Annotated in this window: 23 protein-coding genes, 1 pseudogene and 1 riboswitch; of the genes and pseudogenes, 8 read left to right on the forward strand and 16 right to left on the reverse strand. The window is 70.5% G+C overall.

Annotated elements, in window-relative coordinates:
- The first annotated feature begins 147 nt into the window (after positions 1–147).
- The 4 genes and pseudogenes from AC0VYP_RS16255 to AC0VYP_RS16270 all read left to right on the forward strand — a co-directional run.
- The gene (locus tag AC0VYP_RS16255) at positions 148–2,745 is read left to right on the forward strand and encodes a protein kinase domain-containing protein (protein WP_475470529.1); all 2,598 of its coding nucleotides are present in this window, start codon (positions 148–150) and stop codon (positions 2,743–2,745) included.
- A 114-nt stretch (positions 2,746–2,859) separates the two neighbouring features.
- The gene (locus AC0VYP_RS16260) at positions 2,860–3,771 is read left to right on the forward strand and encodes an aldose 1-epimerase family protein (RefSeq protein WP_475470531.1); all 912 of its coding nucleotides are present in this window, start codon (positions 2,860–2,862) and stop codon (positions 3,769–3,771) included.
- A gap of 588 nt (positions 3,772–4,359) precedes the next feature.
- Positions 4,360–4,563, forward strand: a complete 204-nt coding sequence (locus AC0VYP_RS16265; RefSeq protein ID WP_475470532.1) for a hypothetical protein — start codon at positions 4,360–4,362, stop codon at positions 4,561–4,563.
- A gap of 76 nt (positions 4,564–4,639) precedes the next feature.
- Positions 4,640–4,838, forward strand: a pseudogene (locus AC0VYP_RS16270) (IS630 family transposase); the annotation flags it as partial.
- Positions 4,839–4,862: 24 nt separating this feature from the next.
- Here the strand turns inward: AC0VYP_RS16270 and AC0VYP_RS16275 are convergent.
- Positions 4,863–5,174, reverse strand: coding sequence for a hypothetical protein (locus tag AC0VYP_RS16275; protein WP_475474371.1), 312 nt, complete (start codon positions 5,172–5,174; stop codon positions 4,863–4,865).
- Positions 5,175–5,328: 154 nt separating this feature from the next.
- Here AC0VYP_RS16275 and AC0VYP_RS16280 point away from each other — a divergent pair, with 154 nt between their 5' ends.
- Positions 5,329–6,162 (forward strand): helix-turn-helix domain-containing protein, encoded by an 834-nt coding sequence (locus tag AC0VYP_RS16280; protein WP_475470534.1) that lies wholly within the window; start codon positions 5,329–5,331, stop codon positions 6,160–6,162.
- Positions 6,143–6,334, forward strand: coding sequence for a DUF397 domain-containing protein (locus AC0VYP_RS16285; RefSeq protein ID WP_475470536.1), 192 nt, complete (start codon positions 6,143–6,145; stop codon positions 6,332–6,334). Before AC0VYP_RS16280 ends, AC0VYP_RS16285 begins: the two co-directional genes overlap by 20 nt.
- 1,123 nt (positions 6,335–7,457) lie before the next feature.
- Here AC0VYP_RS16285 and AC0VYP_RS16290 read toward each other — a convergent pair.
- The 13 genes from AC0VYP_RS16290 to AC0VYP_RS16350 form a co-directional block, all read right to left on the reverse strand.
- Positions 7,458–8,066: a nucleotidyltransferase family protein gene (locus AC0VYP_RS16290; protein WP_475470537.1), complete on the reverse strand. Its 609-nt coding sequence runs from the start codon at positions 8,064–8,066 to the stop codon at positions 7,458–7,460.
- Positions 8,067–8,072: 6 nt separating this feature from the next.
- Complete coding sequence (locus AC0VYP_RS16295; RefSeq protein WP_475470539.1) at positions 8,073–9,194, reverse strand: XdhC family protein; 1,122 nt, start codon at positions 9,192–9,194, stop codon at positions 8,073–8,075.
- Positions 9,187–10,332: a vWA domain-containing protein gene (locus AC0VYP_RS16300; protein WP_475470540.1), complete on the reverse strand. Its 1,146-nt coding sequence runs from the start codon at positions 10,330–10,332 to the stop codon at positions 9,187–9,189. Before AC0VYP_RS16300 ends, AC0VYP_RS16295 begins: the two co-directional genes overlap by 8 nt.
- A 3-nt stretch (positions 10,333–10,335) precedes the next feature.
- Complete coding sequence (locus AC0VYP_RS16305) at positions 10,336–11,283, reverse strand: AAA family ATPase (protein ID WP_475470542.1); 948 nt, start codon at positions 11,281–11,283, stop codon at positions 10,336–10,338.
- A gap of 411 nt (positions 11,284–11,694) precedes the next feature.
- Positions 11,695–12,114 (reverse strand): PH domain-containing protein, encoded by a 420-nt coding sequence (locus tag AC0VYP_RS16310; RefSeq protein ID WP_285757845.1) that lies wholly within the window; start codon positions 12,112–12,114, stop codon positions 11,695–11,697.
- Between the two features lie 137 nt (positions 12,115–12,251).
- Positions 12,252–12,731 (reverse strand): 6,7-dimethyl-8-ribityllumazine synthase, encoded by a 480-nt coding sequence (ribH, locus tag AC0VYP_RS16315; protein WP_285756877.1) that lies wholly within the window; start codon positions 12,729–12,731, stop codon positions 12,252–12,254.
- Between the two features lie 57 nt (positions 12,732–12,788).
- Complete coding sequence (locus tag AC0VYP_RS16320; protein ID WP_475470543.1) at positions 12,789–14,078, reverse strand: bifunctional 3,4-dihydroxy-2-butanone-4-phosphate synthase/GTP cyclohydrolase II; 1,290 nt, start codon at positions 14,076–14,078, stop codon at positions 12,789–12,791.
- A complete protein-coding gene (pnuC, locus tag AC0VYP_RS16325; protein WP_475470545.1) occupies positions 14,075–14,737 on the reverse strand; it encodes a nicotinamide riboside transporter PnuC in 663 nt (220 codons plus the stop codon). The genes AC0VYP_RS16320 and pnuC overlap by 4 nt, the downstream gene beginning before the upstream one ends.
- Positions 14,734–15,351, reverse strand: coding sequence for a riboflavin synthase (locus AC0VYP_RS16330; RefSeq protein WP_475470547.1), 618 nt, complete (start codon positions 15,349–15,351; stop codon positions 14,734–14,736). The genes pnuC and AC0VYP_RS16330 overlap by 4 nt, the downstream gene beginning before the upstream one ends.
- A gap of 109 nt (positions 15,352–15,460) precedes the next feature.
- Positions 15,461–15,591, reverse strand: a riboswitch (FMN riboswitch).
- Between the two features lie 145 nt (positions 15,592–15,736).
- Entirely contained in the window at positions 15,737–16,402 is a 666-nt protein-coding gene (gene rpe, locus AC0VYP_RS16335) for a ribulose-phosphate 3-epimerase (protein WP_285756881.1), read from the reverse strand.
- Between the two features lie 97 nt (positions 16,403–16,499).
- Complete coding sequence (locus AC0VYP_RS16340; RefSeq protein WP_285756882.1) at positions 16,500–17,930, reverse strand: RsmB/NOP family class I SAM-dependent RNA methyltransferase; 1,431 nt, start codon at positions 17,928–17,930, stop codon at positions 16,500–16,502.
- Positions 17,931–18,069: 139 nt separating this feature from the next.
- On the reverse strand, positions 18,070–19,002 hold the full coding sequence (gene fmt / locus AC0VYP_RS16345) for a methionyl-tRNA formyltransferase (RefSeq protein ID WP_475470548.1): 933 nt from the start codon (positions 19,000–19,002) through the stop codon (positions 18,070–18,072).
- A gap of 174 nt (positions 19,003–19,176) precedes the next feature.
- Positions 19,177–20,604, reverse strand: a complete 1,428-nt coding sequence (locus AC0VYP_RS16350) for a hypothetical protein (RefSeq protein ID WP_475470550.1) — start codon at positions 20,602–20,604, stop codon at positions 19,177–19,179.
- 318 nt (positions 20,605–20,922) lie between these two features.
- On the opposite strand from AC0VYP_RS16350, the gene AC0VYP_RS16355 reads away from it, so the two are divergent.
- Together AC0VYP_RS16355 and AC0VYP_RS16360 are read left to right on the forward strand one after the other, a co-directional pair.
- Positions 20,923–23,088: a primosomal protein N' gene (locus AC0VYP_RS16355; RefSeq protein WP_475470552.1), complete on the forward strand. Its 2,166-nt coding sequence runs from the start codon at positions 20,923–20,925 to the stop codon at positions 23,086–23,088.
- 149 nt (positions 23,089–23,237) lie between these two features.
- Positions 23,238–24,044 carry a nucleotidyltransferase domain-containing protein gene (locus tag AC0VYP_RS16360; protein ID WP_285756886.1) on the forward strand — a complete coding sequence of 269 codons (807 nt, stop codon included), beginning with the start codon at positions 23,238–23,240 and terminating at the stop codon, positions 24,042–24,044.
- A gap of 74 nt (positions 24,045–24,118) precedes the next feature.
- Here the strand turns inward: AC0VYP_RS16360 and AC0VYP_RS16365 are convergent, their stop codons facing one another.
- Positions 24,119–24,832 carry an SAM-dependent methyltransferase gene (locus tag AC0VYP_RS16365; protein WP_475470553.1) on the reverse strand — a complete coding sequence of 238 codons (714 nt, stop codon included), beginning with the start codon at positions 24,830–24,832 and terminating at the stop codon, positions 24,119–24,121.
- 121 nt (positions 24,833–24,953) lie between these two features.
- Positions 24,954–26,282 carry an aminotransferase class V-fold PLP-dependent enzyme gene (locus AC0VYP_RS16370; protein ID WP_475470555.1) on the reverse strand — a complete coding sequence of 443 codons (1,329 nt, stop codon included), beginning with the start codon at positions 26,280–26,282 and terminating at the stop codon, positions 24,954–24,956.
- Positions 26,283–26,341: the final 59 nt, after the last annotated feature.

A 26,341-nucleotide genomic window follows, 5' to 3' on the forward strand; every position in this document is an offset into this window, starting at 1 on the left:
GTAGCGACCTGTGACGTAATCGACAAGGGAGCCCCTAGGGGAAACAACCGGGAGCCGCCATCGGCCACGACTCCGTTCTCTCACCTACTCTGAAAAGACCAGACCCAGAACTTTGGTCCAACCGGCAACTGAAGGCGCCCCTCGACGATGGCTGCTCCCGACCCCCTCGACCCCGACGCGCAGCACACCCGCAAGATCGCCCCCGCCCCGCCCACCACGCGGCTCCCGCCCGACGCCGACCGTACCCGGCGGGCGACGGCCTTCCTCCGGCCGGGCACCCCGGCCGAGGGCATCGATCAGACGCGGACCGTCGTACGCCCCGAACCCACCCGAAACCTTGGCGGTCCCGCCAAGAACGGGGACACCACCTGGTGGCAACGGCTCTTCGCACCACTGCTGGAGTTGATCGGCCGACTGACGCGACGGGTCGTCCAAGGGCCGGCCGGCGAACTGGAGTACGCGATCCCCGCGGAACTTCGCCGGACCTACGACGTCCAGGGCTACATCGGCTCCGGCGGCGAAGCGGTCGTCTATCTCGCCGAACCCTCGGCCAAAGGGGAAGAGGGGCGGCAACTGGCGCTGAAGCTGTACCGCCCGGGCCACGACGTCAACCGCGACCTGCTCGAACGGCTGCGCGCCCGACGCTCCCCCGACCCCCACACCCCCGCCATCCACGGCTACGGCAGGGCCCGCAGCGCCTGGGGGGAGGAAATCGCCTGGGAGGCCCAGGAGTACTTCCCCGAGGGGTCCATGCGCACCCTCATGGACGGCGCCCCGCTCCCCGACGACCGGTCCCGCGCCATCGTCGCGGCCGTGGCCGACTGCCTGCGCCACTGGCAGGAATCCCTTCAGCACAACCACACCGACGTCAAGCCCGAGAACCTGCTGATCCGCAGTCTCGACCCCCCGGTGTTCGCCCTCACCGACTTCGGCGGCGCGGTGCGCGCGACCATGAGCCGGGTCTACGGCGAGCAGGCCATCACCGAGGCCTACGCCGCTCCGGAAGTCGTCGAGGGCCGCCGCGAGGCCCCGGCGGCCTGGTGGTCGCTGGGCATCATGGTGCACGAACTCCTCACCGGACGCCGCCCCGAACGCGGGGAGAACTGGCTCACCGCGCGCACCACCGAGATCGACGTCTCGGCAATCGCCGACGAGCACTGGCGGCTGCTGGCCCGTGGGCTGCTCACGCCGGTTCCCGAAGCGCGCTGGGGCGACGCCCAGGTGCGCGATTGGCTGCTCGGCGAGCGCCCCAGCGTCGTCAAGGCACGCAGGCACGCCCCGCTGAAGTTCGCCGAGGTGTCCCACGACGACCCGCCCAGTCTCGCGTTCGACCTGCTGGACCGCTCCGACAAGGGCGCCGTCTGGCTGCGCACCCACCACCAGGTACTGCGCACCTGGCTGGACCGCGAAGTGCGCGACTACACCTTCGACCGCGCCCACCTCGACCAACTGGCCGACCACCCCGAGCGCGCCCACCTGGCGATCAGCGCGCTGGCCGCCCAGTTCGTCCCCGGCATGACCCCGCGCTATCGCGGCCACGAGATCAGCGCCGAGGGCGTGCTCGCGCTGGCCGTGGGCGAGGGCAGCCGCCACTCCACGTTGCGCGAGGCCGTCGAACTGGGCGCACTCGGATTGGCCGCGCGGCACTGGTGCGGGCACGCGCGATGCCGCGCCGAGAGCACCAACCGGTGCGTCCTGTTGGAGCGGGCCCAGCACGAGGTCCCGCTGATCATGCGCCAGACCCGGGCGACCGTGGACCGGTTGGCCCGCACCGCGGGCTCCTCGCGCCCCGAGGAACACGACTGGGAAGCCGCCTGGGCCCACGCGACCGAACTGGTCCTGGCCCCCGAGGAGTCCACCACCCGCTACCGCCGACTGCTTCGGGCCCAGTCCTGGCAGCCGGGCCGGCGCAGCGACGCGCCGCGCACCGAGTGGTGGAGCGAACAACGCACCACGGCACTGCGCGGCGCCAAAGGCGAGACCGCGACGAACGCGGCCGTGGTCACCGCCGTGCTGCTGCTCCCGAGCGCCGTGCAGGCCGGCGCGGTACGCCGGGAACGCGAACGGGTCGAGAGCAGGGCGCGCTGGAACGACCGCTGGACACGGCTCACCACGATCGCCACCGGCGGATGGAGAAGCGCCCGCGACCGGGTGGCCGAGGCCGTGGAGGGGCACGGTCCGGGGACACCGCACTCCCCATGGGACCGGCACGGCAGCGCCGACCCCCGCAAGGCCGCCCGGGCGGAGCGTGAGCGGCAGCGTGACGTACGGCGGGCCGAACGCGGGATGGCGCAGGTCAAGCGCGCGATGAACGCGGGGAGCTGCCGCAGGTTCGCCCGTCCGGCCGCCTACCTCGGCATCCTGGACGGCCTCGGCCTGTGGCTATGGCAGCTGCGCGGCGACGGCGTGTACAGCGATCAGGAATGGGTGCAGGAGCTCCAGGCGGTCTTCCAGGCGATCAAGGACAGCCCGCCGATCGCGGCCCTGGGCGACCTCGCCACCGGACTCCTGGAACTGATTCCCGGCGGACTCGCGCTGAGCTGGTGGTTCGCCGTACTCCTGGGTGTGGGGCTGCTCTATCTCGGGCGCATCGCCGCAAGCTCACAGCGCAAGGCCGGCGCCCAGCTGGCCGCCTACCGACTCGCGGTGGTGGGCAGCGTGGTCATGGCGATCCGGTTGGCCTCGCACGGACTGTTCTTCACCTTCATGGGAATCCTCATCCCCATCGTCGTCTTCACCGGCTGACTCCGTCGGCGCGCCCCGACCTCGCCCGGGCAGGACCTTTCCCGGCCCGGGCGGGGGCGCACGGGTTATCATCGCCGGTGGTCCGCTTTCCGCGGGCCTAGAACGGTGGTGGTCATGGGCGAGAAGAACAACGACGTGATCGTGCTGGAGGCCGGAGAGTACCGGGCCACAGTGGATCCCCTCGGTGCTGCGCTGCGCACCCTGAAGGCGCAGGGACGCGACCTGATCTGGGGCTACCCCGAAGGGGAACCGCAGTTGTCCCAGGGGCAGGTGCTGATTCCCTGGCCCAACCGGATCGACCGGGGCCGCTACTCCTTCGAAGGCACCGACTACCAGTTGGCGGTGAACGAGCCCGCGCTGGACAACGCGATCCACGGGCTCACCCGGACCCTGCTCTGGGAAACCGCCGAGGCCGGCACCGCATCGGTCCTGTTCACCCTCCTGCTCGACGGCGCTCCCGGCTACCCGTTCCGGCTGGAACTGTCGGTGCGCTACACCCTCGACGCCGAACTGGGGATGGACGTCCGGATCACGGCGCGCAACACCGGGGAGCACAACGCCCCCTACGGCAACGCCACGCACAACTTCCTCACCATGCAGCGCCCCGTGGACGAGACCGTCCTGCTGCTGCCGGCGGACTCCTGGCTGCCCACCGACGAGCGGCTGCTGCCCGCGGGCGCGCCCCGACCGGTGGCGGACACCGAGTACGACTTCCGCACCCCGCGCCGGTTCGGCGACGTGGTGCTGGACAACGCCTTCACCGGCCTGACCCCGTCCGCGGACGGACGCATCTGGACGGTACTGGAGGCCGACGGGGTCCGGGTGGGCCTGTGGTGCGACGACAGCTACTCCTGGATCCAGATCTTCAGCGCCGACCGCCCGGGGCCGCAGAACCGGCGCCATCTGGCGGTGGAGCCCATGACCTGCCCGCCCAACGCGTTCGCCACCGGTGAGGACGTCGTCGTCCTGGCGCCCGGGCAGCAAGTGGAGTCGACCTACGGGATCACCACCGCACCGCCGGTCTGAGAGTCCTCTTCAGAACTACACGACCTTTACGGCGTAGATTCATAGAGCGAAGCACCTTCCCTCCGCGCCCGGGGAAACCTGTCGGGGGTGGAGTCCGATGCGGACTCCACCCCCGACAGACCAGGCGCGCGATCGTGACATGCGACGATGACGCGGGCCGACCGCCCTACCGGAGCGGAGCCTCCTCCGTGTCTTGACTGCCGATGGGGCATCCGAGGCCGGACCCGGTGGAGCCGGCGACGAACGTGGCGAGCGGGGAGCAAACGAGGGACTGGATATTGATCGGCACGTCGCCGGCGACAGCGGGCGGGGCCGCACCCCCGAGGACGGCGGACGACAGGGCGAGGACGGCAAGGACACGGCGCATAGCGCTCCGATCTACGACGGTCGCAATCAACCACTCTTGGCATTCGTAAGCTCTCGCAGAGTAGTCAACGCTGGTCATAGGTCCTTGTCCACCACCCTGGAACCACGTCTCGTGGGACGCGACGACCTGCACCCGAGCAGCCGTGGACACCGGCGGCCATCCGTGACGGCGAAGGCCGGAACGGCCCGCTTCCTCGTCCCGGCACACAAGACCATCCCCGCGTGAGCGGGGCTCACGGAGGCATCGTCGCCATCCGAGCCCGACGCATCGTCAAGGCCGTCGGCTCTGACGGCACCACCACCTACAAGGTCGTGGCCAACGGCTGCACCTGCCCGGCCGGCATCAAGGCCGAGCACGTCTGCTGCAACCGCGTGGCCGCGACCATCCTCACCCTCGCAGCCTGTCCCCTCCCCCTAGTGCGGTGACTGAAAAGGTTCGCCGGGTTCGTTAAGGCCGGACAGGGTGGCAGGTGAAAACTCGCCCCACCCTGGAAGGCACCCGGTGGCCGAACCCGTCTAAGCACGCAGACTCACCCCACCCGAGGGACAAAAACTCCAACGCGTCGTCCGCCGGGGCAGCACCAACAGCGTCCGCTACCGGCAGGCGATGATCATCCTGGCCTCCTCCAGCGGCAACACCGTCCCCGCCGATCGCTCGCCTGGTCGCCGCCGACCAGGACACCGTCCGCGACGTGATCCACCGCACTCGGCAACCCCCCGGCACATCAATCCGTGCCACAGACGACCGTGTGGGACTCGACCACGACAGCGCCCTCGGGCAAGGGGAAGGTGTCATCGGGGTAGACAGTACGCACCCAAAGATCTGTGCCACTGGTATACAGGTCGTGGCGTTCGATCGCTTCCCACAAGTCATAAGGCAAAGCTGCGGCGGCACAAGCACAGTGTCTTCCGTACCCTTTTCGCAGCGGTGAACTCATCCCGGAGAAGGAGACACCCGATTCGTCGGGTTCTCCCCCCTGGATCACCTGCACTACCGTCACCAACAGGTCAATGCCCTCGGGAATGTCCACACTCATTACCCTTGACCTCCTTACTCGAAAAGCACTCGCGGAATCCCTCTGTGCCCAACCGTGACGCATGCAAGGCTGTGACCTCAAGCGTTATTACAAAAGAGCCACGTTATGTCTCCCCAAGTGCCCCGGCGTGCCATCAACGTGCTGTCATGTAACCATGGCTGATACCCCGTCGCCCGTGTGGAAGCAGTTCGGAGACGAGTTCCGCAAACTCCGGCTGCAAGCGAAGATAACCCAAGCTCAGTGCGCTGATGCGTGCCAGGTCGTACGCTCGCATATCAGCCACATTCAGCGCGGTACTCGTCGGCCGGCAGAGACGCACGTCACCGCGCTCGACAACCTGTTGGGCACAGACGGAAAACTCACTCGCCTCTGGCATACGCTCAACAGGCAGGCCAGCAACGGCGACTGGTTCGCGGACAGCGTGCTCCTCGAACAGCAGGCCATAGAGATCAGGGACTACCAGTCCCACGTGATCCCCGGTCTCATCCAGATCGAGGACTACGCGCGGTCCATCCTCATGTCCGCCCAACGGTGGGCCGATCGGGGTGAGGACCTGGAAAAACGCGTCAAGTCCCGTATGGAGCGCAAGAAGGTCATGCATGACACCGGCAGCGGCAAGCCTCTGCTCTGGTTCCTCATCGGCGAAGATTCCATTAGGCGTACAATTGGTTCAAGCAAGGTGATGCTTGCCCAAATCGAACATATCGTAAATCTGGTCGATAGTGGCTTGATAAATCTACAAATGGTAACGCAAGAGTCGCAGGCTCATTGTGGGATGGCCGGTGGTTTTCGAACGATGGCTTTCATCGGGCAGTCACCGATGGCATTCGTAGATCACGCAGTTGGTGAAGTATGCCTGGAAGAGGAAAGAGATGTCAGACGCTGCAATCTAATCTACGGAACGCTCCAGGCTGAAGCTTTGTCATCTATCGAAACGTTGACCGAACTCCGAAAGCAGATCGATCACTATGGACAGCACAACTCATAATTGGCACAAATCAAGCTACAGCAGCAACAACGGTGGGAACTGTGTCGAGGTTGCCGAAACGGCGGAGGCAGTTTTTGTTCGTGACACGCAGAACCGGGGCCTTGGGCATGTGGGGGTACCGGTTGAGGCGTGGAGTGCGTTTCTCGCTGAAGTGAAAGCGGGACGCGTTTAGCCCCGCGTTAGATGACGACAACCCTCGGGGGTTCTCCGGGGGTTTTGTCACGCCTGGGATTGTGAACGGTACTGGTTGGCCAGTCACCCCTGCCCACAGGGGGTATTCAGGTCTTCGTCTCCAGATGGTGCTGGGCCTGAGACTGACATCCCCCCTCTGTCTCCGATCGGGCAAAGTGTGTCGAGGCGCCTCGGGCAAGAGCAAACCGCGCGGTCCTGACCGACAAGAAAGCCTGCGGGGTGGCCGCGTACCCTTCCACCTACGCCACGGTTACGCCTTGTTGGCGTTCACCCTGGGACCGTCGCCCACCATGCCGCCCAATGCCTCGGCCGATCCGTAGAAATGCTGCTCAACGTGTACGCGCACCGGAGCGACAGCAACGACCACGAAGCAAACCGCGTCGTGAGGGGCGCACCCGAAAAAATTGGGTCCACCACGGGCCGACTCCGCGAAAACACCCCCGAAAAACCTCAGCCCAGAGGGCCAGAACCATGAAAATGGCCCCTCCCCGCGTACGCGGGGAACACGTGGAGACGGCCGTGGAGAGGGCCGTCCTTGCGGGACCATCCCCGCGTGCGCGGAGAGCACTAGGCGCGGTAGGCCGCGGCCTCGACGAGGGAGGGAGCATCCCCGCGTGCGCGGGGAGCACTCGGCGGCGTCGCGGGTGTCCTGGGGTTCGCCGGGACCATCCCCGCGTGCGCGGGGAGCACACTTCTTGACCCTGGACCGAGCTCAGGAAATCGGGACCATCCCCGCGTGCGCGGGGAGCACCCTTGATGACCAGGGACTCTACCAGCGGGTAACCCTCGTTTCATTCACTTGTCGAGAAAAGAACATCCGACACGAAAAGCCACCTGTTTCGCACAAGGCAGACAAACGCCACTCCCACGAAGCCCGCCCCCGGGGCCGGCCCTGCCGGGAATGCCCCCTGCCCACGGGCGCTCCCGGCCCGGTGCCCGGGCCCCCGGGAGGCCGAACGGGTCCTTCATCAAAATTGAGGATGCCCGAGCGGGCTCCTCGGTCCCGACCCGTACCCGTCACACCCCCGCATCGCGCCTGTCACCCGGTTCGACCCCGATACGACCGGCGCCGTGCGTCCGCACCGGCGCGCCGGCCGCGCGGGTCAACTGTCCGAGCCGTCGAGGGCCGACCGCAGCCTCGCCAGGTCCTCCGGGGTGTCGATGTCGTCGGGGGCGGCGACGTCGGCGCACTCCACCCGGGTGACCAATTCGGGGTTGGCGCGCAGGAAGGGACGGGCCCCGGTATCGCCGCGGGCCAGTGCGCACACGCCCGGCCAGTGCGCGCGCGCCAGCAGGACGGGATTGCGCGGGGCGCCCGAGTAGGCGGCGACCGCGACCTCCGCCCCTCGGTCGTGGGCCTCCAGCAGCCTGCGGACGGCCGCGGACGTGATGAGAGGCTGGTCGGCCAGCGCCACCACGACGGCGGGCACGCTGCCTGGCAGCGATGCCAGACCCGCGCACAGCGAGGACCCCATGCCAGTGGCCCATTCGGGGTTGTGCACCTCCAGGGCTCCCACCACCGGCACCCGCGCCGCCCCCGTCACCACGTGGACGGGGGCGCAGCCGGCGTCGCCCAGCAGGCGCACCCCCCTGTGAACGAGACGCTCCCCCGCCAACTCGACCAGGGCCTTGGGCGTGCCCAACCGGCTGCCCGTGCCCGCCGCCAGCAGCAGGCCGGCCACCCCGGAAGGATGCGTCGGACGTGTCGCCACGGGGGCTCAGACCGTGCTGGGGATCAGCGGCGTGTGATGGATCGGCCCGGAACCGCTGGTGAGCGGACGGCCACTCCCTCCCCAGCGGGTCTGGATGAGCTCCGCGGCGATGGACACGGCCGTCTCCTCCGGGGTGCGCGCCCCCAGGTCGAGCCCGATCGGTGAGCGCAGTCGGGCGAGCTGGTCGGCGGGGACGCCGACCTCGCGCAGCCGGGCCAGCCGGTCGGTGTGGGTGCGGCGGCTGCCCATCGCGCCGATGTAGCCGGCCCCCGTCGCCAGTGCGGCCTTGAGGACCGGGACGTCGAACTTGGGGTCGTGGGTGAGCACGCAGATGGCGGTGCGCTCGTCGATCTCCTCGGCGATATCGCCGAGGTAGACGTGCGGCCACTTGACCACCACCTCATCCGCGCGCGGGAAACGCTTGGCGGTGGCGAAGACGGGCCGGGCATCGCAGACGGTGACGCGGTAGCCCAGGTAGGCGCCGATGTCGGCGACCGCGGCGGCGAAGTCGATCGCGCCGAAGACGAGCATGCGGGCGGCCGGGGCGAAGGACTGCACGAACACCTCCAGTTCGTCGCCGCGCCGTTGGCCGTCGGCACCGTAGCGCAGGATCGCGGTGCGCCCCTGGGCGAGCAGGCCGCGGGCGTCGTCGTCGACCGCGTCGGCCAGCCGTCCCGTGGACAGGTCCCCTTCCCCCCGGTCGGGCCAGATGACACGACGCGCGCCCAGGTCGGGACCGGAGGCGACGGTGGCCACCGCCACCGGGCGGTGGCCGTCAACGGCGTCGATGACGTGGCCCAGGCTCGGGTAGCGGCTCGGGTCGATCGGCTCGACCAGGATGTGCAGTGTTCCGCCGCAGGTGAGTCCCACGGAGAACGCTTCGTCGTCGCTGACGCCGTAGCGCCGGCGCACCGGCTTCCCGGTGGCGATCACCTCCCGGGCGAGTTCGTAGACCGCCCCTTCGACACAGCCGCCCGACACACTGCCCACGACCTCGCCGGAGGCGCTGACCGCCATGGCGGCCCCCACCTCTCTGGGGGCACTGTGGTAGGCGTTGACCACGGTGGCCAGTGCAAACGTCTCCCCTGTCGCGAAGAGCTCGGCGACGGCACTGCGGATGTCACGCATACGCTCCTCCTATCCCGGTCCTGGCGCCTGTAACAGCGGTGGCCAACTCTTCCAACGCGCCCAGGCTGTGCCCCGACACGAAATCGTCAACGTGGGGCAGTGCGGCCGCCATTCCGGCGGCCAACGGGGCGTAGCCCGGCTGGGCCTTGTGCGGGTTCGCCCAGATCACACGGTGGGCGAGCCTGGCCAGTCGGGCCATCTGGTCGCCCAACAGCGCGGCGTCGCCGCGCTCCCACCCGTCCGAGGCGACGACGACCAGCGCCCCCCGCGCCATCCCTCGTTGTCCGTGCAGGTCGAGGAACTCCTTGAGTTCCGCGCCCAGCCGGGTCCCCCCGCTCCAGTCGGGGATGGCGGCGCCCGCCGCGGCCATCGCCGCGTCGGCGTGGCGGTTGCGCAGCGCGGACGTGAGCCGGGTCAGCCGGGTCCCCACACTGAAGGTCTCGGTGTTGCGAATGTCGCCCCTGGTCACCGCATGCGCCAGGCGCAGCAGCGCGTCGGCGTAGGGCGCCATGGAGCCGCTGACGTCGATCAGGAGGACCACGCGGCGCGGCCTGGTCGTGCGGGAACGGTGCAACAGGCGCACCGGCTCGCCTCCGCTGCGCAGGGTCGCCCGGATGGTGCGGGCGTAGTCGAGCCGACCACGCGCAGCGGGCGCCATCCGGTGGGTCCTGCGCTGTTCGCGACGGGTCGCCAGCAGCGCGAGCAGGCGGGCGACCTCGGCGCGCTCGGCCGGGTCGAGGGACGCGAGATCCTTGGCGCGCAGCACGTCAACGTCGCTGGCCGCCGATGCCTGCTCTGCTTCCTCCCGGGCGGGCGGAGGGCCCTTGGGCGCCTCGGGGCGCCACATGGGGGCGCGCACCGCCTCCATCGGCCCCGGAGGGACCGGGAGTCGTCGGGGAGCGCCGGCGAAGTAGTACGCGAAGCAGGCGTCGTAGGCGGGCAGGTCGGCTGCCCCCGCGCACAGGGTGAGACGCCCCGCCCAGTAGGCGTCGGTTGCATCGGTGACGTCGAGAGTGCCGAGCGCCCGCAGGAACGCCTGCGCGCGGGCGGTGTCGGCGGGCAGGCCGGCCGCGCGCAGCGCCCGGACGAACCCCAGCATCACGGCGGTGACGTCGGGATCGGTGGCCGGCGAACGCACCGGTCAGCCCGTCTTCCCGGCAGTTTGTCCGCTGAACAGCGCGGACAGCCGCCCGCTGACCGTCTCCTGGTCCTCGCGGTGCTTGACCAGCGCACCGAGGGCGCGGGCCGCGGAGTCGGGGGCGAGTTCGCGGGCCCCCAGGGCCAGCAGGGCCGCGGTGAAGTCGATACTCTCGGCAACCCCCGGCGGTTTGAGCAGGTCGAGCCCTTCGACCGGGTCGCGCATCGCCTGGGCCGCACGCGCGACCTGCTCGCTCAACCGCTCCCCCGCTCCCGGAAGGCGGCGGGCGATGATGGCGGCCTCGCGTTCAAAACCGGGGTGGGGCGTCCAGTGGTAGAGGCAACGGCGCTTGAGGGCGTCGTGGACCTCCCTGGTCCGGTTGGAGGTGAGGACGACCACGGGCGGCACGGCCGCGCGGATCGTACCCAGCTCCGGGATGGAGATCTGGAACTCGGACAGGAACTCCAGCAGGAACGCCTCGAACTCGTCGTCGGCGCGGTCGATCTCGTCCACGAGGAGGACGGCGGGGGCTGCGCCGCCGCTCTCCAGTGCGCGAAGCAGTGGCCGCGCCAGGAGGAAGCGGCGGTCGTAGAGGCCGGATTCCAGGCGCTGCACCTCGGCGACCCCGGCGGCCTGGGCCGCGCGCAGGTGGAGCAGTTGGCGGGGGTAGTCCCAGTCGTAGAGGGCCTGGGCCGCGTCGATGCCCTCGTAGCACTGCAACCGGATGAGCGGGCCGCCCAGCGCACGGGCGAGCGCCTTCGCGAGCTCGGTCTTGCCGACCCCGGCGTCGCCTTCGAGGAAGAGGGGGCGGCCCATCTTCAGGGCCAGGAAGCAGGCGGTGGCCGCCCCGTCGTCGGCGAGGTAGTCCTGGGCGTCCAGCAGCTCGGCAAGGTGCTCGGGGGTGTCAACCACGGGTGCGGTGCGGTCGGCAGCGGAGTCGTCACCGTTCATCGGGCCCCTTCCTGGCTGTGTGGCCAGGCTATTGCCCTGAGGACTCCGGGGGAACGATCAGGATCCTCCAAAAACACCGGGTCCGAATCGTACTTTCGTACCTATCCGTACCACCGTGTGTGTTGGACGGACGGGGCTCCCGCCCGAGGGGCGGGGCTCCGTCCAACGCCGATCGGGACGTGGCCGGGTCAGGCGAGGATCAGCGACAACAGCGCCAGAACCACGACGACGCACCAGATCAGTGCGGCCACCCGGTCCATCTGCTGCTGTCGAACGTGCTTTCTACGTCGATTCTTGACGTCCATAACTGTAGGACGCCCGGACCACCTATTCGGTTCTCCTGTTTTTACCGAAAGTGACGAAAAATCGACGTTCCGGCCACAGAAAGCCACCGTCCGCCGCGGCAGTGGGTCAACGGCGCGGCTCTGCCGCCTCACCGTACTGGTGGAGCAGTTCCTGGAACCGGGCGAGGTCGGCACGGGCGCGGTCGCCGTCGTTGCTCTGGATGGCCATCACCGCCAGGGTGGAACCGTCGAGCAGGTCGATGCTGGGCCAGGGCTCCCCCACCGGCATCCGCGCATCCACGATCTCGGGCCAGACCAGCACGTGGGTGCGGATGGAGTTGACCACGGTGACCCGGTTCTCGGTGAGTTCCAGGTGGGGCCGGGCCAGCAGGTGCAGGCCCGCCGCCATGACCGCGCCCAGGGCGACCAGGGCCACCCGGTCGGGGACGCCCCACTCACCGGGCATGATGACCGCCAGCACCAGGAGCGTCAAGAAGATCAACGCGGCCAGGCCGTAGGCGACCCACCGGACGTTGCGCGGACGCATCGTCAACCGCAGCGCCCCGTTTCCCTGCCCGCTCACTGTCTCCCCGTCCTTCACGTCTTTTGATGGCACGCCATCGCCCGCCTTTCCCGTCCCGCTCGCGTTGCCCGCCGGACCCGGCGGGATCACGCGTAGAAGCCTCAGTCGTGCCGGGCGCGCAGTCCGCGCAGCACCAGGGCGGTGTCCAGCGCGGCGACGGTCGCCTCCCAGCCCTTGTCCTCGTGGCTACCCGGCAGACCGGCTCGCTCACGCGCCTGTTCCAGGGTGTCACAGGTCAACACGCCGTTGGCAACGGGGCGTGATTCGCGCAGGGCGACGTCGGTGAGGCCCTGGGTGAGGGACTGGCAGACGTATTCGAAGTGCGGGGTCCCGCCCCGGATGACCGCTCCCAGCGCGACCACCGCGTCATGGCCCCGCGCCAGCTCCTGGGCGACGACGGGGATCTCGACCGCGCCGGCGACGTGCACCACCGTCGGCTCCACGACACCGGCTTCCTTGGCCGCGGCCAGGGCCCGCTCCAGCATCGGGGCAACGATGTCGGCGTTCCACCGGGTGGCGACGATCCCCAGGGTGAGGCCCTCCGCCTCGACGACGTAGTCGGGGCGCCCCGCTCCACTCATGTTCGTGTCCTCACTGTGCGTGGGGCGCGTCCGGACGCGCCCCTTCGGTAGATGCGGTCAGGAGGCGAGACCGGGCAGATCGTGGCCCATACGGTCGCGCTTGGTGATGAGGTAACGCAGGTTGTCGGCGGTGACGACTGCGGGCATCTGGATCCGCTCGGTGACCTCGATCCCGTTGCTGTGCAGTCCTTCGGCTTTGCCGGGGTTGTTGCTGAGCAGGCGTACCGAGCCGACCCCCAGGTCGGTGAGGATCTGGGCCGCGGTGCCGAACTCGCGCGCGTCGGCGGGCAGGCCGAGTTCGAGGTTGGCGTCCACGGTGTCGGAGCCGGCGTCCTGGAGTCGGTACGCCTCCAGTTTGTGCAGGAGGCCGATTCCCCTCCCCTCGTGCCCGCGCAGGTAGACCAGCACCCCACGGCCCGCCTCGGCGATGCGTGCCATGGCGGCCTCCAACTGCTCGCCGCAGTCGCAACGGTAGGAGCCGAACGCGTCACCGGTGAGGCACTCCGAGTGCAGCCGGACCAACACGTCCGCGCCGTCTCCGAGGTCGCCGTGGACGAGTGCCACGTGCTCGGCCCCGTCGATCTCGGCCCGGTAGCCCACCGCCCGCCATTCGCCGTGACGGTTGGGGATACGGGTCTCCACAACGCGTTCGACGAGCTTCTCGGTACGGCGGCGGTACTCGACCAGTTGCTCGACCGAGATCAATTTGAGCCCGTGTTCGTCGGCGAAGTCGCGCAACCGCGGCAGGCGGGCCATGGTCCCGTCGTCGTTGACCACCTCGGCGATCACTCCCGCGGGACGCATGCCGGCGAGCCGGGCGAGGTTGACGGCGGCCTCGGTGTGGCCACGACGCGCCAGGACACCCCCCGGCCGGTAGCGCAACGGCAGGACGTGTCCGGGGCGGGTGAAGTCGCCCACGGCGCCGGCCGGGTCGGCCAGCAGTCGCAGCGTGTGGGCACGGTCGGCGGCGGAGATCCCGGTGTGCACCCCCGAGCGCGCGTCCACGGTGACCGTGTAGGCGGTGCGCATGGAGTCTTCGTTGGTCGCCGTCATGAGCGGCAGGTTGAGGCGGTCCAGGTCCTCCCCGAGCATCGGCGCGCAGACGACCCCGGAGGTGTGTCGGATCATGAAGGCCAGCAGTTCGGGGGTCGCGGCCTCCGCGGCGAAGATGAGATCGCCCTCGTTCTCGCGGTCGGCGTCGTTGACGACGACGACCGCGTGTCCGGCGGCGATCTCCTTGATCGCGGCGTCGATGTCGTCCAACTGGATCTGGCCGGTGTCCTCGACCGTGCTCACGGGTCCTCCTTGAAAGCTGCTTGGCGGGGTCTGGCTGGCTGGACGGTTCATGCGGTCACCCGACGGGACGAGCGGTCCGCGGCCTGATCGGTTCGGTACCGGCGGGTCCAGTCGCGGATGCCGATGGCGGCGAGCACGAAAAAGACGCCGTAGACGAGGCCGCTGACCCACAACCCCGCCATGAGGGTGAGAGGGATCCCCACCAGGTTGACGATGATCCACACCACCCAGAAGTCCACGAGTCCGCGGCTCTGCGCGAACATCGCGACGGCGCTCCCCACGAAGATGAAGGCGTCCAACCAGGGCGACCAGGAGATTCCCGTGTAGCTGAAAGCCGTTGCCACCGCCACCGTGCCCACCGACAGCAGGCCGGCCAACAGGAGGCGTTCTCGGGTGGTGGCGGGACGAACCGGCAGTTCGGCGCCACCGCGCATACCGCGCGACCACCGATACCAGCCGTAGACGGCCAGGACCGCGAACATGACCTGCTTGAGTGCGTTGCCCACCAGCAGGGCGTTGACGGAGACCGCGAACAACAACACGGTTCCGGTCAGCTGCACCGGCCAGGTCCAAATGCTGCGGCGGATGGCGAAGGCGACGGTGGCCAGGGCTGCCATGTTGCCGATCAGGTCGGCCCAGCGGACGTGTTCGCCGAACAGGGTGAAACCCGTGTAGGCCCATTCCAGCCACCAGGCCCCCGTGCCGCTCACCGGGTGTCTCCGGCCCGGTGGCCGAGCAGACGCTCGACGTATTTGGCGATGACGTCCACTTCGAGGTTGACCGGCGCGCCGACCGGTTTGGCACCCAGGGTGGTGAGGTCCAGCGTGGTGGGGATGAGGCTGACCGTGAAATGGGCGTCGCCCGCCTCGACGACCGTGAGGCTCACGCCGTTGACGGTGATCGATCCCTTCTCCACCACGTAGCGCGCAAGCGCGGGGGGTACGGAGACACGCACCGTCTCCCAGTCGGTTCCGGGGACGCGCTCGGTGATGACGCCGGTGCCGTCCACGTGGCCCTGCACGATGTGGCCGCCCAGGCGGGCCGAGACCTTCGCCGCCCGTTCGAGGTTGACCGGGGATCCCGGCTCAAGGGCGCCGAGGCTGGATCGGTCGAGGGTCTCCTTCATGACGTCGGCGCTGAAGTGGCCGTCTTCATGCCCGGTGACGGTCAGGCAGACACCGTTGACCGCGATGGAGTCGCCGTGGGCGGCGTCGGAGGTGACGGTGGGACCGTGGATCGTCAGTCTGGCGGCCTGTCCTGCGGCCTCGCCGACCGGCGTGATCGAGACGACCCGGCCGAGCTCTTCAACGATTCCGGTGAACACGAGAGCGCCATCCCCTTTGCCTGGTTCGGCTCCGGGGGTGTGGGGATGGCTGAAACCATCGAGGGTGGTGTCGCCGACACCTTGAACAAGGTTCGGTCACACCGGTCCCACGCGCGCTGCCTCCCATCCGGACTTTAACCGTCGGTACCGGAATCCCACCGGTTCAACCGGCCGATGGCTTCGGCCGGGTCGCGGACTATAACCGCCGGTTCGGACTTTCACCGACCCCGGAGCACGCGTTTTCGTACGTCTTGGTCAACAAGTGTGCCACGGGCGGGTATTCCCGCTCCACCCGAGGGCCCGACAATCGAATGTCCGCAATCCAGCGGAAGGGCGGGAACGCATCCCTGCTCCGGCCGATGGCGGGCGAGGTCACCGCGCCCCCTCAGCCGGCCGCGCGCTCCGCCTGGGCGCGCAGCGCGTCAACGGCCGCGGCCGGATCCTCCTGGCCGTAGACCGCCGAGCCCGCCACGAAGACATCGGCTCCGGCCTCGGCGCAACGCTCGATCGTCTCCGCGCTCACCCCGCCGTCCACTTGGAGCCAGACAGCGGCGTCGGTGCTGCGGATCAGCTGACGGGCCCGTCGGATCTTGGGCAGCACAACGTCCAGGAACTTCTGGCCGCCGAACCCCGGATCGACCGACATCACCAACAGCATGTCCAGTTCCCCGAACAGGTCGGCGTAGGGCTCGACCGGCGTCGCCGGGTTGAGCGCCAGTCCCGCCCGTGCGCCCAGGCGCCGGATCTCGCGCAGCGTGCGCACCGGGGACTTGGCCGCCTCGGCGTGAATGGTGACGCTGCCCGCGCCCGCCTCGGCGTAGGCCGGAGCCCAGCGGTCGGGGTCCTCGATCATCAGATGGCAGTCCAGTGGCAGCGCCGCCGCCTTGTGCAGGGACTCCACGATGGGCAGCCCCAGCGTCAGGTTGGGGACGAAGTGATTGTCCATGACATCGACGTGCAGCCAGTCGGCCGAGTCGGCGACTGCCGCGGCCTCTTGGGCGAGGTGCGCGAAGTCGGCGGAGAGGATGCTGGGAGAGATCTGGATCGCCACGGGACAGAAGCTTAGCCGTATGCGCCGGTCGCGGCCTCGCCCCTCACCCCTTTCCAGCAGGGCGGAGACGACGGGCGCGACCCGGCCGGGGATTCGGTCAGTGCTTGCGCACCAGGGCAAGGAACATGGCGTCGGTGCCGTGGCGGTGCGGCCAGAACTGGGCGAAGGGGCCCGCGGCGACGTCGGCGACCTCGTCGAGGTACGGGGCGGCCTCGATGAGTTCGGCGTCGGTGCGCTCCGCCAGGACCGCCTCGACGATGTCGCGGGTCTCGGCCAGGTGCGGCGAACAGGTCACATAGCCCACGACGCCACCGGAGCGCGCGGCGTCCAACGCGCGGTTGAGCAGGTCGTGCTGGAGGGGGGCCAGCCCGGCCGCGGTCGTGGGGGTGCGGCGCCACCGCGACTCCGGCCGGCGGCGCAGGGCCCCCAGCCCGGTGCAGGGGGCGTCAACCAGGACCCGGTCGAAGGCGCCGTCGCGCCATGCCGGCCGGGTGGAGTCGGCCACGACCGCGCGGGCGGCGTCGCGAACCGAGCGGTGAACGGCCCGGGCCACCAGTCCGGCCCGCGCGGGCTGGACCTCGGCCGCCAGCAGGCGGGCATCACGCTGGCCGGCCAGCCCGCCCAGTAGCCCGGCCTTGCCGCCTGGACCCGCGCACATGTCCAGCCAACGGGCGTCGGGGCCGGTCAGCGGAACCCTGGTGAGCGCGAGGGCGACGAGCTGACTGGCCTCGTCCTGCACAGCGGCGCGTCCCTGCTGGATGGGACGCAACAGACCGGGGTCGCCCTCGGTGAGGTAGGCCGCGTAAGGGGAGAGGCGCCCCGCCTGGGCTCCCTCCTCCACCAGGTCGGCAACCGATGCACGACCGGGTTTGGCCACCAGGGTCACCAATGGGCGCTCGTTGTGCGCGGCGAGCAGACGTTCGGTCTCGGCCAGTTCCCCGGAAAGGTCCTCCCCCAACGCCTCGGCCAGCGCACCGACGATCCAGCGCGGGTGGCTGTGGACGACGGCGAGATGGCCCAGGGCGTCGGCCGAACGGGCGGGGGCGACGATGGCCAGCCAAGCGTCGAGGTCACGGGCGCTCACCTTGCGCAGAACGGCGTTGGCGAACCGGGAACGGTGGTGACCGATGACCTTGCGGGCAAGGTCGATGGTGGCGCTGACCGCCGCGTGCGGCGGGATCTTGGTGGACAGCAGCTGGTGGGCGCCCAGGCGCAGTACCGGCAGCACCTCGGGATCGACCGATCGGATGGAGCGGTCAACGCAGGAGTTGAGAATCGCGTCGTAGGTCCCCTGGCGGCGCAACGTACCGTAGGTGAGCTCGGTGGCCAGGGCCGCGTCGCGGCCCGCGACACCGCGTTCGCGCAGTGTCGCGGGCAGGAGCAGGTTGGCGTAGGCGTCCCTGGTCTCCACCGCGCGCAGCACGTCGTAGGCCACCCGTCGCGCCAGGTCCTTGGGCACGGGTGGCGTCGCGGGGCGGCCCCGCCCACGACGCGTGGAGCGGTAGGGGGAAGAGGAACGGTCAGTCACTGTCGATCAGCCTCACGCCTGGAGAATCCGATGCGGCCCGCGGTCCCCGCGGGTCACCCATCGAGGGTACAGATCTCCACAGTTCAACGAGCAGCTGATCGCCCGCCGGGCCGTCGCCGGAAGCCAGGGCGCGGACCGGTCAGGCGCTCCCCAGGCGCTCGTCGTCACCGGGGCGGACACCACGGGCCCAGTTGACCGCGGGCATCATGCGCTTGCCCTGGGGCTGGACGTGGCCGAGGCGCACCGAGCGGGTGGCAGTGCCCACGAGGACGTGTTTCTTGCCGATCTCCAGACGCCCCGGCGGGAGCGCGGGAGCGTCCTCGACCAACGCGACCGGGCCGAGTTTGAGCCGGGTTCCGCGAAAGACCGTCCATGCTCCGGGAGCCGGGTCGCAGGCGCGGATGAGGCGGTCGATGCGCAGGGCCGGGGCGTGGAAGTCCACCTCGGCGTCCTCGGGGTTGAGCTTGGCGGCGTAGGACACACCGTCCTCGTTCTGGGGACGGGACTCGAGCGAACCGGCGGCGACGCCGTCCAGGGTGCGGACCAGCAGTTCGGCACCCGAGTGGGAGAGGCGTTCGAGCAGGACGCCGCTGGTGTCGCGCGGCCCGATTGGCTCGGTGACCACCCCGTACACGGGGCCGGAATCCAATGCCGGCTCGATCTGGAACGTGGCCGCACCCGTGATGTCGTCGCCGTGCAGGACGGCGTGCTGCACGGGGGCGGCGCCGCGCCAGGCCGGGAGCAGTGAGAAGTGCAGGTTGATCCATCCGTGCCGGGGAATCGCCAACGCCTCCTTGCGCAGCAGTGCCCCGTAGGCCACCACCGGGCAGCAGTCCGGTTCGAGCGCCCTCAGCCGCGCGAGGAAATCCGGCTCGCTCGCCTTGGCCGGTTTGAGCACCTCGATCCCGGCCTCGGCTGCCACCTCCGCGACCGGACTGGGCGAGACCTTGCGCCCGCGACCCGACACCGCGTCGGGGCGGGTGACGACCGCGACGACCTCGTGCTGAGAGTCGAGCAGCGCTCTCAACGACGGTACGGCCGCCTCCGGCGTTCCCGCGAAGACCAACTTCATCTACGGACCCCATATTCCAGACGTTCGTTCCGACCCGCCGCCGCGCGGCACCGTGCGAGGACGGCCCCGCGGCGGTCCGGGTGCACACAGCGTAATGACAAACGCGGGTCCTGGAAGCGACGACGGCCGGCGCGCCGAGCGGACACGTCGGGGCGGCGTATCTGCTGGACGGGATCAGCGGCGCATGCCGTGCCGGGCGGCGACGGAGATGTGCGGGTCGGGGTGGAGTTGGAAGAGGAGTTCCAGCGCACGGGCGCGGTCGGGGTGATCGAGGTCGGCCAGGAGCGCCACGAGCGGGAGTTCGCGGGGGCCGATGAGACGGTCCAGGAGACGGGTGTAGTCCTGGAGGCCGCGCTGATGGCTGAGGCCCACGACGGCCTCTGCGACCAACCAGGCGCGGTCGGTGTCGCAGAGCGGTGGGACGGGGGCGATGGCATGGCCGGCCAGCCATTGGCGACAATGACGCCACATCAGCGGGTCGGCGAGTCCGGCGCGGACCGCGGGTTCGGCCCCGGGTCCCAGGCGCCCCAACAGGACCACCGCGATCCCGCGCTGTCCGGTCCCGGCTCGTGCGGCAGCGGCGATCAGACCCGCTGCTGCATCCTCCTCCGTGCGCTCGGCCAACCACCCCAGGAACTCCACCGCACGCTCGGACTCGGAGTAGCCCGACAGTGCGGCGAGGAGTTCGTCCGCCTCGGCGTGGGCATGGCCGCCGAGGACCGGGGCAGTCATTCCGGACGCATTGAGCAACCGGTTGAGGCCCCAGCGACCCAGCGCAGTGAGTTCGACGCCCACGGCCGAGGGCCGGGTGACCGCGCCGTGGCGGATCAGTTCCCCCAGGGCGTTGCGCACCGTGGGTTGGGCGAGCGTGCTCAGGCTCTCGGTCTCGGCCGCGTTGACGAGACCGTCGGTGACCGCGTCGTCGAGGACCTCTGCGGCCAGTCGGGCGATGCCGGACTCGGGCTGGACGGCGCGCCCGCACTGGTAGAGCTCGAACATGAATTCACCGAGGACCCGTTCGGCCACGCGCTGGGCACCGTGGCCGGTGTCCTCGTCGAACTCGGTGAGGGCGACGTAGACCGCGAGCCAGTGGCGCAGCGTCAGCGGGTCGGAGTCCCCTCCGCCGAGCTCGGGGGTTCGTCTGGCGCGGCCCGATTCCATGGTGAGCAGGCCGGTGTCGAAGGCCGTGTTCCACACCCACGCCATGTCCGGGTCCTGGACATCGCCGTCGTGGGCGACCGGGCGCACCGCGGGCAGTTCCCGCAGTGCCCGTGCGGCCGGACCGGGCTCGGGGCGGCCGTCGACGACGCGGGGGCGGTGCTCCTCGGCCCAGTCGGCGAGTGCGCGGAGGGCGACCAGGAACGGTGAGCGACGGGCAGATGCGGCGAGCTCGGATTCCGGAGCGAGGCGTACGGGCGCCACCGGCGAGGGGTCGGGGCGGGTAGTCGGCGGCTTCAACACAACCTCTCCCACCGGCTTGGCGCAGAAAACCCACTGGCGGTGCGCCCGGCTCAGCCAGGCGCGCACCGGACCGTTCTCTCTCGGGGCAGCGGCTCCGGGCACCAGGTGCTCTGCGGCGGCGTGGTCAGTGTGTCCACTCACCCGCCCAGCGTGGCACAGCGACCGACGGCGAGGCGGAATTTTCCGACTTTCCCGAGCTTTCCCAATGACCATAATTCGCCCCATAAACCGTCCGCTACGGCGAAAGGGGGCGACCGGCTCCGCGGACCGTCCCTCCTCTGCGATGGTCCGGTGCCGGCACGCGCACGCGGGCCGGGGCGAACGAACCGACGCGCCCGGCCGGGCAGCGGTACCGCAACGCTTCGGCGGGCCGCCGGGGGGCGGACGGGCGAACCGCCGGCACCGGCCCGCCTCGCAGGCGCACCACCGTGGTCGGCCCCCTCTGGTAGGACTGTGGGCGTGACCCACCAGCCCGGCCCCGACGAAGGGGCCCTGTTCGACGTGCCCCGCGCCAAGGCCGCGGCCCGCAGGAAGGCTCCTGTTCCACGTCGCCCAGCGGCCGAGCGTGCGGTGGCCCGTGTCCTGGTGGACACGCCGCTGCCCCACCTGGACCGTCCGTTCGACTACCAGGTGCCGGACGACATGGACGACAGCGCCGTGCCCGGCTGTCGGGTCCGGGTGCGGTTCAACAACCAGACGCTGGACGGCTTCCTGTTGGAGAGGGTCGCCGAGTCCGATTTCCAGGGCCGCCTGGCCTACCTGCATCAGGTGGTCTCGCCCGAACCGGTGCTCACCCCCGAGATCGCCGCGCTGGCACGCGCCGTCGCCGACCGTTACGCCGGAACCCTCAACGATGTACTCCGCCTGGCCGTCCCCCCACGCCACGCCCGGGTGGAGAAAGAACGGAAGGAGCAGAGAAGCGGCAACGCCTCTGCCCACACGGCCGCGCAGGAGCCCGAAACCGCGCCTGCTGCCCCCTCCTCTGCCGAAGACGGCCCGGAGGAGCACGGGGCTCCCCCGGGCCCGGAGCAACCCGCCCCGACCGTCACCGAGCCCGATGCCGGGCCCGGCCCCTGGGCGGACTACCCGGCAGGACCGGCGTTCCTCGCCGCTCTGCGCGCGGGACGCGGGCCCCGGGCGGTGTGGGACACCGTTCCCGGCCCCCAGTGGTGTGATGCGATCGCGGTGGCAGCCGGGGCCGCGTCGGCATCGGCGCGGGGCAGCCTGGTGGTGCTCCCCGACGGCCGTGACGTCGCCGCGGTGGACACGGCACTGTCCGCACGGCTGGGACCGGGCATGCACGTCGCGCTGACCGCCGAACTGGGCCCCGCCGAACGGTACCGGCGCTGGCTGTCGGTGCTGCGTGGCGAGGTCGGCATCGTCGTGGGAACCCGTGCCGCGATGTTCGCGCCGGTGCGCGACCTCGGCCTGGTGGTGCTGTGGGACGACGGCGACGACGTGCACGCCGATCCGCACGCCCCCTATCCGCACGCCCGCACCGTGTTGTCGCTGCGGGCGCACAGCACCGGAGCGGGCGCGCTGATCGGCGGGTTCACCCGCACCACCGACGCCGCCCAACTGGTGGAATCGGGCTGGGCGCATCCGCTGGGCGCGGACCGGGAGCTGCTGCGGCGCCGCGCCCCCCGGATCCGCGCGGCCGGCGACGACGCGGAACTGGCCCGGGACGAGGCCGCCCGGTCGGCCCGTATGCCCAGCATGGCGCTGCGGGTGGCCCGCGAAGCCGCAAAGGAGGGACCGGTGCTGATCCAGGTCCCCAGACGCGGCTACCTGAACGCGTTGGCGTGCGCTCACTGCCGCGCTCCCGCGCGCTGCCGCACCTGCCAGGGGCCGTTGGCGATGCGCAGCGCGCACGCGATGCCCTACTGCCGGTGGTGCGGTCACATAGCCGGGGACTGGGGGTGCCCGGACTGCCGGCACACCCGGATGCGCGCCACCGTCGTGGGCGCGCGGCGCACCGCGGAGGAGTTGGGCCGGGCCTTCCCGTCGCTGCCGGTCCGTACATCGGGGCGCGACGAGATCCTGACCGAGATCGGCGATCGCCCCGCCCTCGTGGTGGCCACCCCGGGTGCGGAACCGATGGTGCCCGGAGGGTATGCGGCGGCGGTGTTGCTGGACGGGTGGGCGCTGTTGGGCCGGGCGGACCTGCGCGCCACCGAGGAAGCGCTGCGCCGGTGGTGCGGTGCGTCCGCGCTGGTGCGCCCTGCGGAGGAGGGGGGGCAGGTGGTGGTACTGGCCGATCCGTCCCTGCCCGTGACCCAGGCTCTCATCCGGTGGGATCCGCCGGGTTTCGCCGAACGCGAGCTCGCCGAGCGCCGGGAGCTGGGCTTCCCGCCCGCCGTCGCGATGGCCTCGGTGACCGGGGAACCGGCGAACGTGCGCGAGCTACTGGACCAGCTGGTGCTTCCCGAAGGAACCGAGCTGCTCGGTCCGGTGGCGGTGGCGAACGGCTTCGGCGAAGGAACCGCCGAGCGCGCCCTGTTGCGGTTGCCCCGGGGGTCGGCCCGGGAACTGTCTACCGCGCTGAAAGCCGCTGCGGCGGCGCGCAGCGCACGCCGGGACGAAAAACTGGCGCAGGTGCGGGTGGACCCGCTCGACGTAGTGTGATCCGCTTCACCTCACTGATCGCGGGCATGTCCGCCGCTGTCCCCGCCCCGGTGGGGCCGGCGTCGTGGCCGTCGGAAAATTCCCTGGTGGGTCCGGGCCGTCGGTGGCTAGAGTGCGGTGGCCCGCCCCCGCGACGGAAAAGACCGCCCATGAAGCACTCGACCCCGGAGTTCGCCGCGCTGGCCCACCGCGGCACGATCCTGCGGTGCGAGATCGGCTCCACCGTGCACGGCACGGGCCTGCCCGGGCAGGCCGACCGCGACGAGATGGGTATTTGCGTGGAACCGCGGGAGTACGTGATCGGCCTGCGCCAGTTCGAGCAGTACGTCTTCCAGACCAGCCCCGAAGGCGAACGGTCAGGGCCGGGGGACCTCGACCTGACGGTGTACTCGCTGCGCAAGTGGACGCGGCTGGCGTTGTCGGGCAACCCGACCGTGCTGTTGGCGCTGTTCGTATCCGACTCCCACACCACGCACCTCACCGACCTGGGCCGGGCGCTGCGCGCCAACTCCGACCGGTTCGTCTCGACGGAGGCGGGGAACCGGTTCCTGGGCTACCTGCGCGCCCAGCGCGACAGCATGTTGGGGTTGCGTGGGGGGCGCCACACCAATCGCCCCGAACTGGTGCGGGAGCACGGGTTCGACACCAAGTTCGCCAGCCACATGATCCGGTTGGGCGTCCAGGGCGTGGAGCTCCTGGAGACGGGCCGCATCAGCCTGCCGATGCCCGAGCCGTGGTCGTCATGGATCCGCGACTTGCGCCTGGGCCGCCGTTCACGCGACGAGGCGTTGGCTGTGGCGGCAGAACAGGAAGCGCGTCTGACCGCCCTGCTCGGAACCGCTGACGTGCCCGCGCGGGCCGATCACGCCTGGGCCGACGCCTGGCTGGTGGATGCCTACGAGAGCAGTTGGGCGTCCCGGGACGGTGATCGGGAGGGCACGGCGCAGCCCGGTTGACCGCGGGGCCGCGTCCCGCGACCGCCGATCAGGACGCGGACCGATCTCCTTGGTCACGGCCGCGCCTCACGTGCTCAGGGCCGACGCGCCACGCCGGCCAGGACACCGGTTCCGGTGGCCGCGACCTCGTCGTCGGGATAGGGCCACCAGGCGATATCGGCCGTTCCCGGTTCGAGCAGGTCGAAAGGCTCGAACAGCGTGGCCGCGCGTTGCCGTGCATGAGGGTCGGCGTCGTTAGGCGGTCGCCGGCAGATGACGAGATGGCTCCCCGGGGCGAGAATCTCGTACAACCCCCGCACCAATGCGCCCACGGCATTGTCGCCGGGCAGCGCATCGGCGTTGAGGACCACGCCGAGCGGCGAGGTCAGATCGAGGAGACCGCGAAGGCCGAGCTGACCGGCGATCCCGGCTGCGTCCAGGCGCTTGACGTGCAGGGTCACCGGGCCGTTGACATGCACCGCGGTCCGGCTGCCCACCGACGCCGCAGCCCCGGTGTCCACGTACACGACGCGGGAGTCGGGGTCGTGCGTCCGCGCTACGCCGTGGACCCCTTCGGCAGCAGGAACGCCGGAGCCGATGTTGACGAACTGCCCGATGCCCAGATCGGTGGCGAGGTAGCCCACGCAGCGCCGCAGGAACCCCGGGACGGCAGTGATCACAGCAGGATCGGGAGGCGTCACGGCAGGGGCATCGCGCAGGTAGTTGACGATATGGACGACCCGTGGGCCGGGCACGTCGAGCAGGGGCGGTTCGACGTCGGCGCGCAGTGCCGTCCTGTGGTCAGTCACGATCGCTCCCCGAGCCTCGGCCGATCGAGGTCGGGGCGGGCCGGACGGATCGCGCCGCGAACCCGATTCCCGTGACCTCCGTCATAGCGATCGATGCTACCCGCTTGCCGGGAGAGGCCGCCTAGGGGTGGGGTCTGGGGTCGGGGACCGGCGAGACCCGCTCGTTGACCAGCGCATATTCCCACTGCGGGCCGTGCTCGGCGAGCTCGGCCACTGCACGGACCAACCGGTTGACGTGCTCGACGGTGGTACCGAGGCCGAGGCTGGCCCGCGCTGCCTGCGTGTGCCCGGGCGGGAGGAGTTCGCGGGTGAGCAGGTGTGCGCAGAACAGGCCGTCGCGCACACCGATCCCGTACTCGGCCGAGAGCGCGGCAGCCAGCAGGTCCGCGGGCACGCCGTCCACGACGAAGGAAACGATGCCCACCCTGGGGTGCTCGGGGCCCCACAGGCTCAGGTCGTGGACCGCCGGGATTTGCGCGAGCCCCGTGCGCAGCCGGTCCAACAGGGACTGTTCGTACTCGTGGAGGGTGTCCTGGCCCGCCTCGGTGAGTGCGGTGCAGGCGGCGGCCAGGGCGACCGCGCCAAGGACGTTGGGGCTTCCCGCCTCGTGACGGGCCGGGAGGTCGTTCCAACGGACATCGTGCTCGCTGACGTTTGCGGTGGCACCGCCCCCGGCGAGGTAGGGCTCGGCCGCGCGCAACCAGTTGACCCGGCCGGCCAGCACCCCCGCGCCGAAAGGCGCGTAGAGCTTGTGCCCGGAGAAGGCCACGTAGTCCACGCCGGTGGCCGCGAGGTCGAACGATGCATGCGGGACGAGCTGGGCGGCGTTGACGGCGATCCGGGCTCCTGCGGCGTGGGCGACGGCCGTCAACTCTTCGACCGGCCACAGTTCACCGGTGACGTTGGAGGCAGCCGTGACCACCAGCAGCCGCGGGCCCTCGGGCGCGGCGAGCAGCGCCTGACGCGCGGACTCGACCGCGGCCTCCGGGCTCGCGGGCAGCGGCAGCCGCACGACGCGGCCGGCGGTGCTGCCACGGTGCTGCCACGGCAGCAGCGCCGCGTGGTGCTCTCCGGCGAAGACGACGACGGTGCAGGCGTCGGGCACACACCGGGCCAACAGGTTCAGGGCGTCGGTCGTACCGCGTACGAAGACCACGGCGTCGTCGGCGCGCGCGCCGACGAACCGGGCCACCCCGAGCCGCGCCTTCTCGTAGGCGTCGGTGCTGACCTGGGAGTGAAACCCCGCCCCCCGGTGAACGCTGGCGTAGTAGGGCAGGGCGTCGGCCAGGGTGGCGCGCACCGCTTCGAGGCAGGGGGCGCTGGCGGCGTAGTCGAAGTTGGCGTAGGACACCCGCTCGCCGTTGACCAGCGGGATCAGGACGTCGGCACCGACCACGTCCGGCTGGGGGCTCAGGGGTGCGGAGATCGGGGCTGGGGCGACAGTGGTCACGACATACCTTCCATGGGTCACAGGGGACCCCGGGGTACGCATGGAGCGACCTTGCAGAC

It is taken from the genome of Nocardiopsis sp. iso_186 (assembly GCF_056173365.1).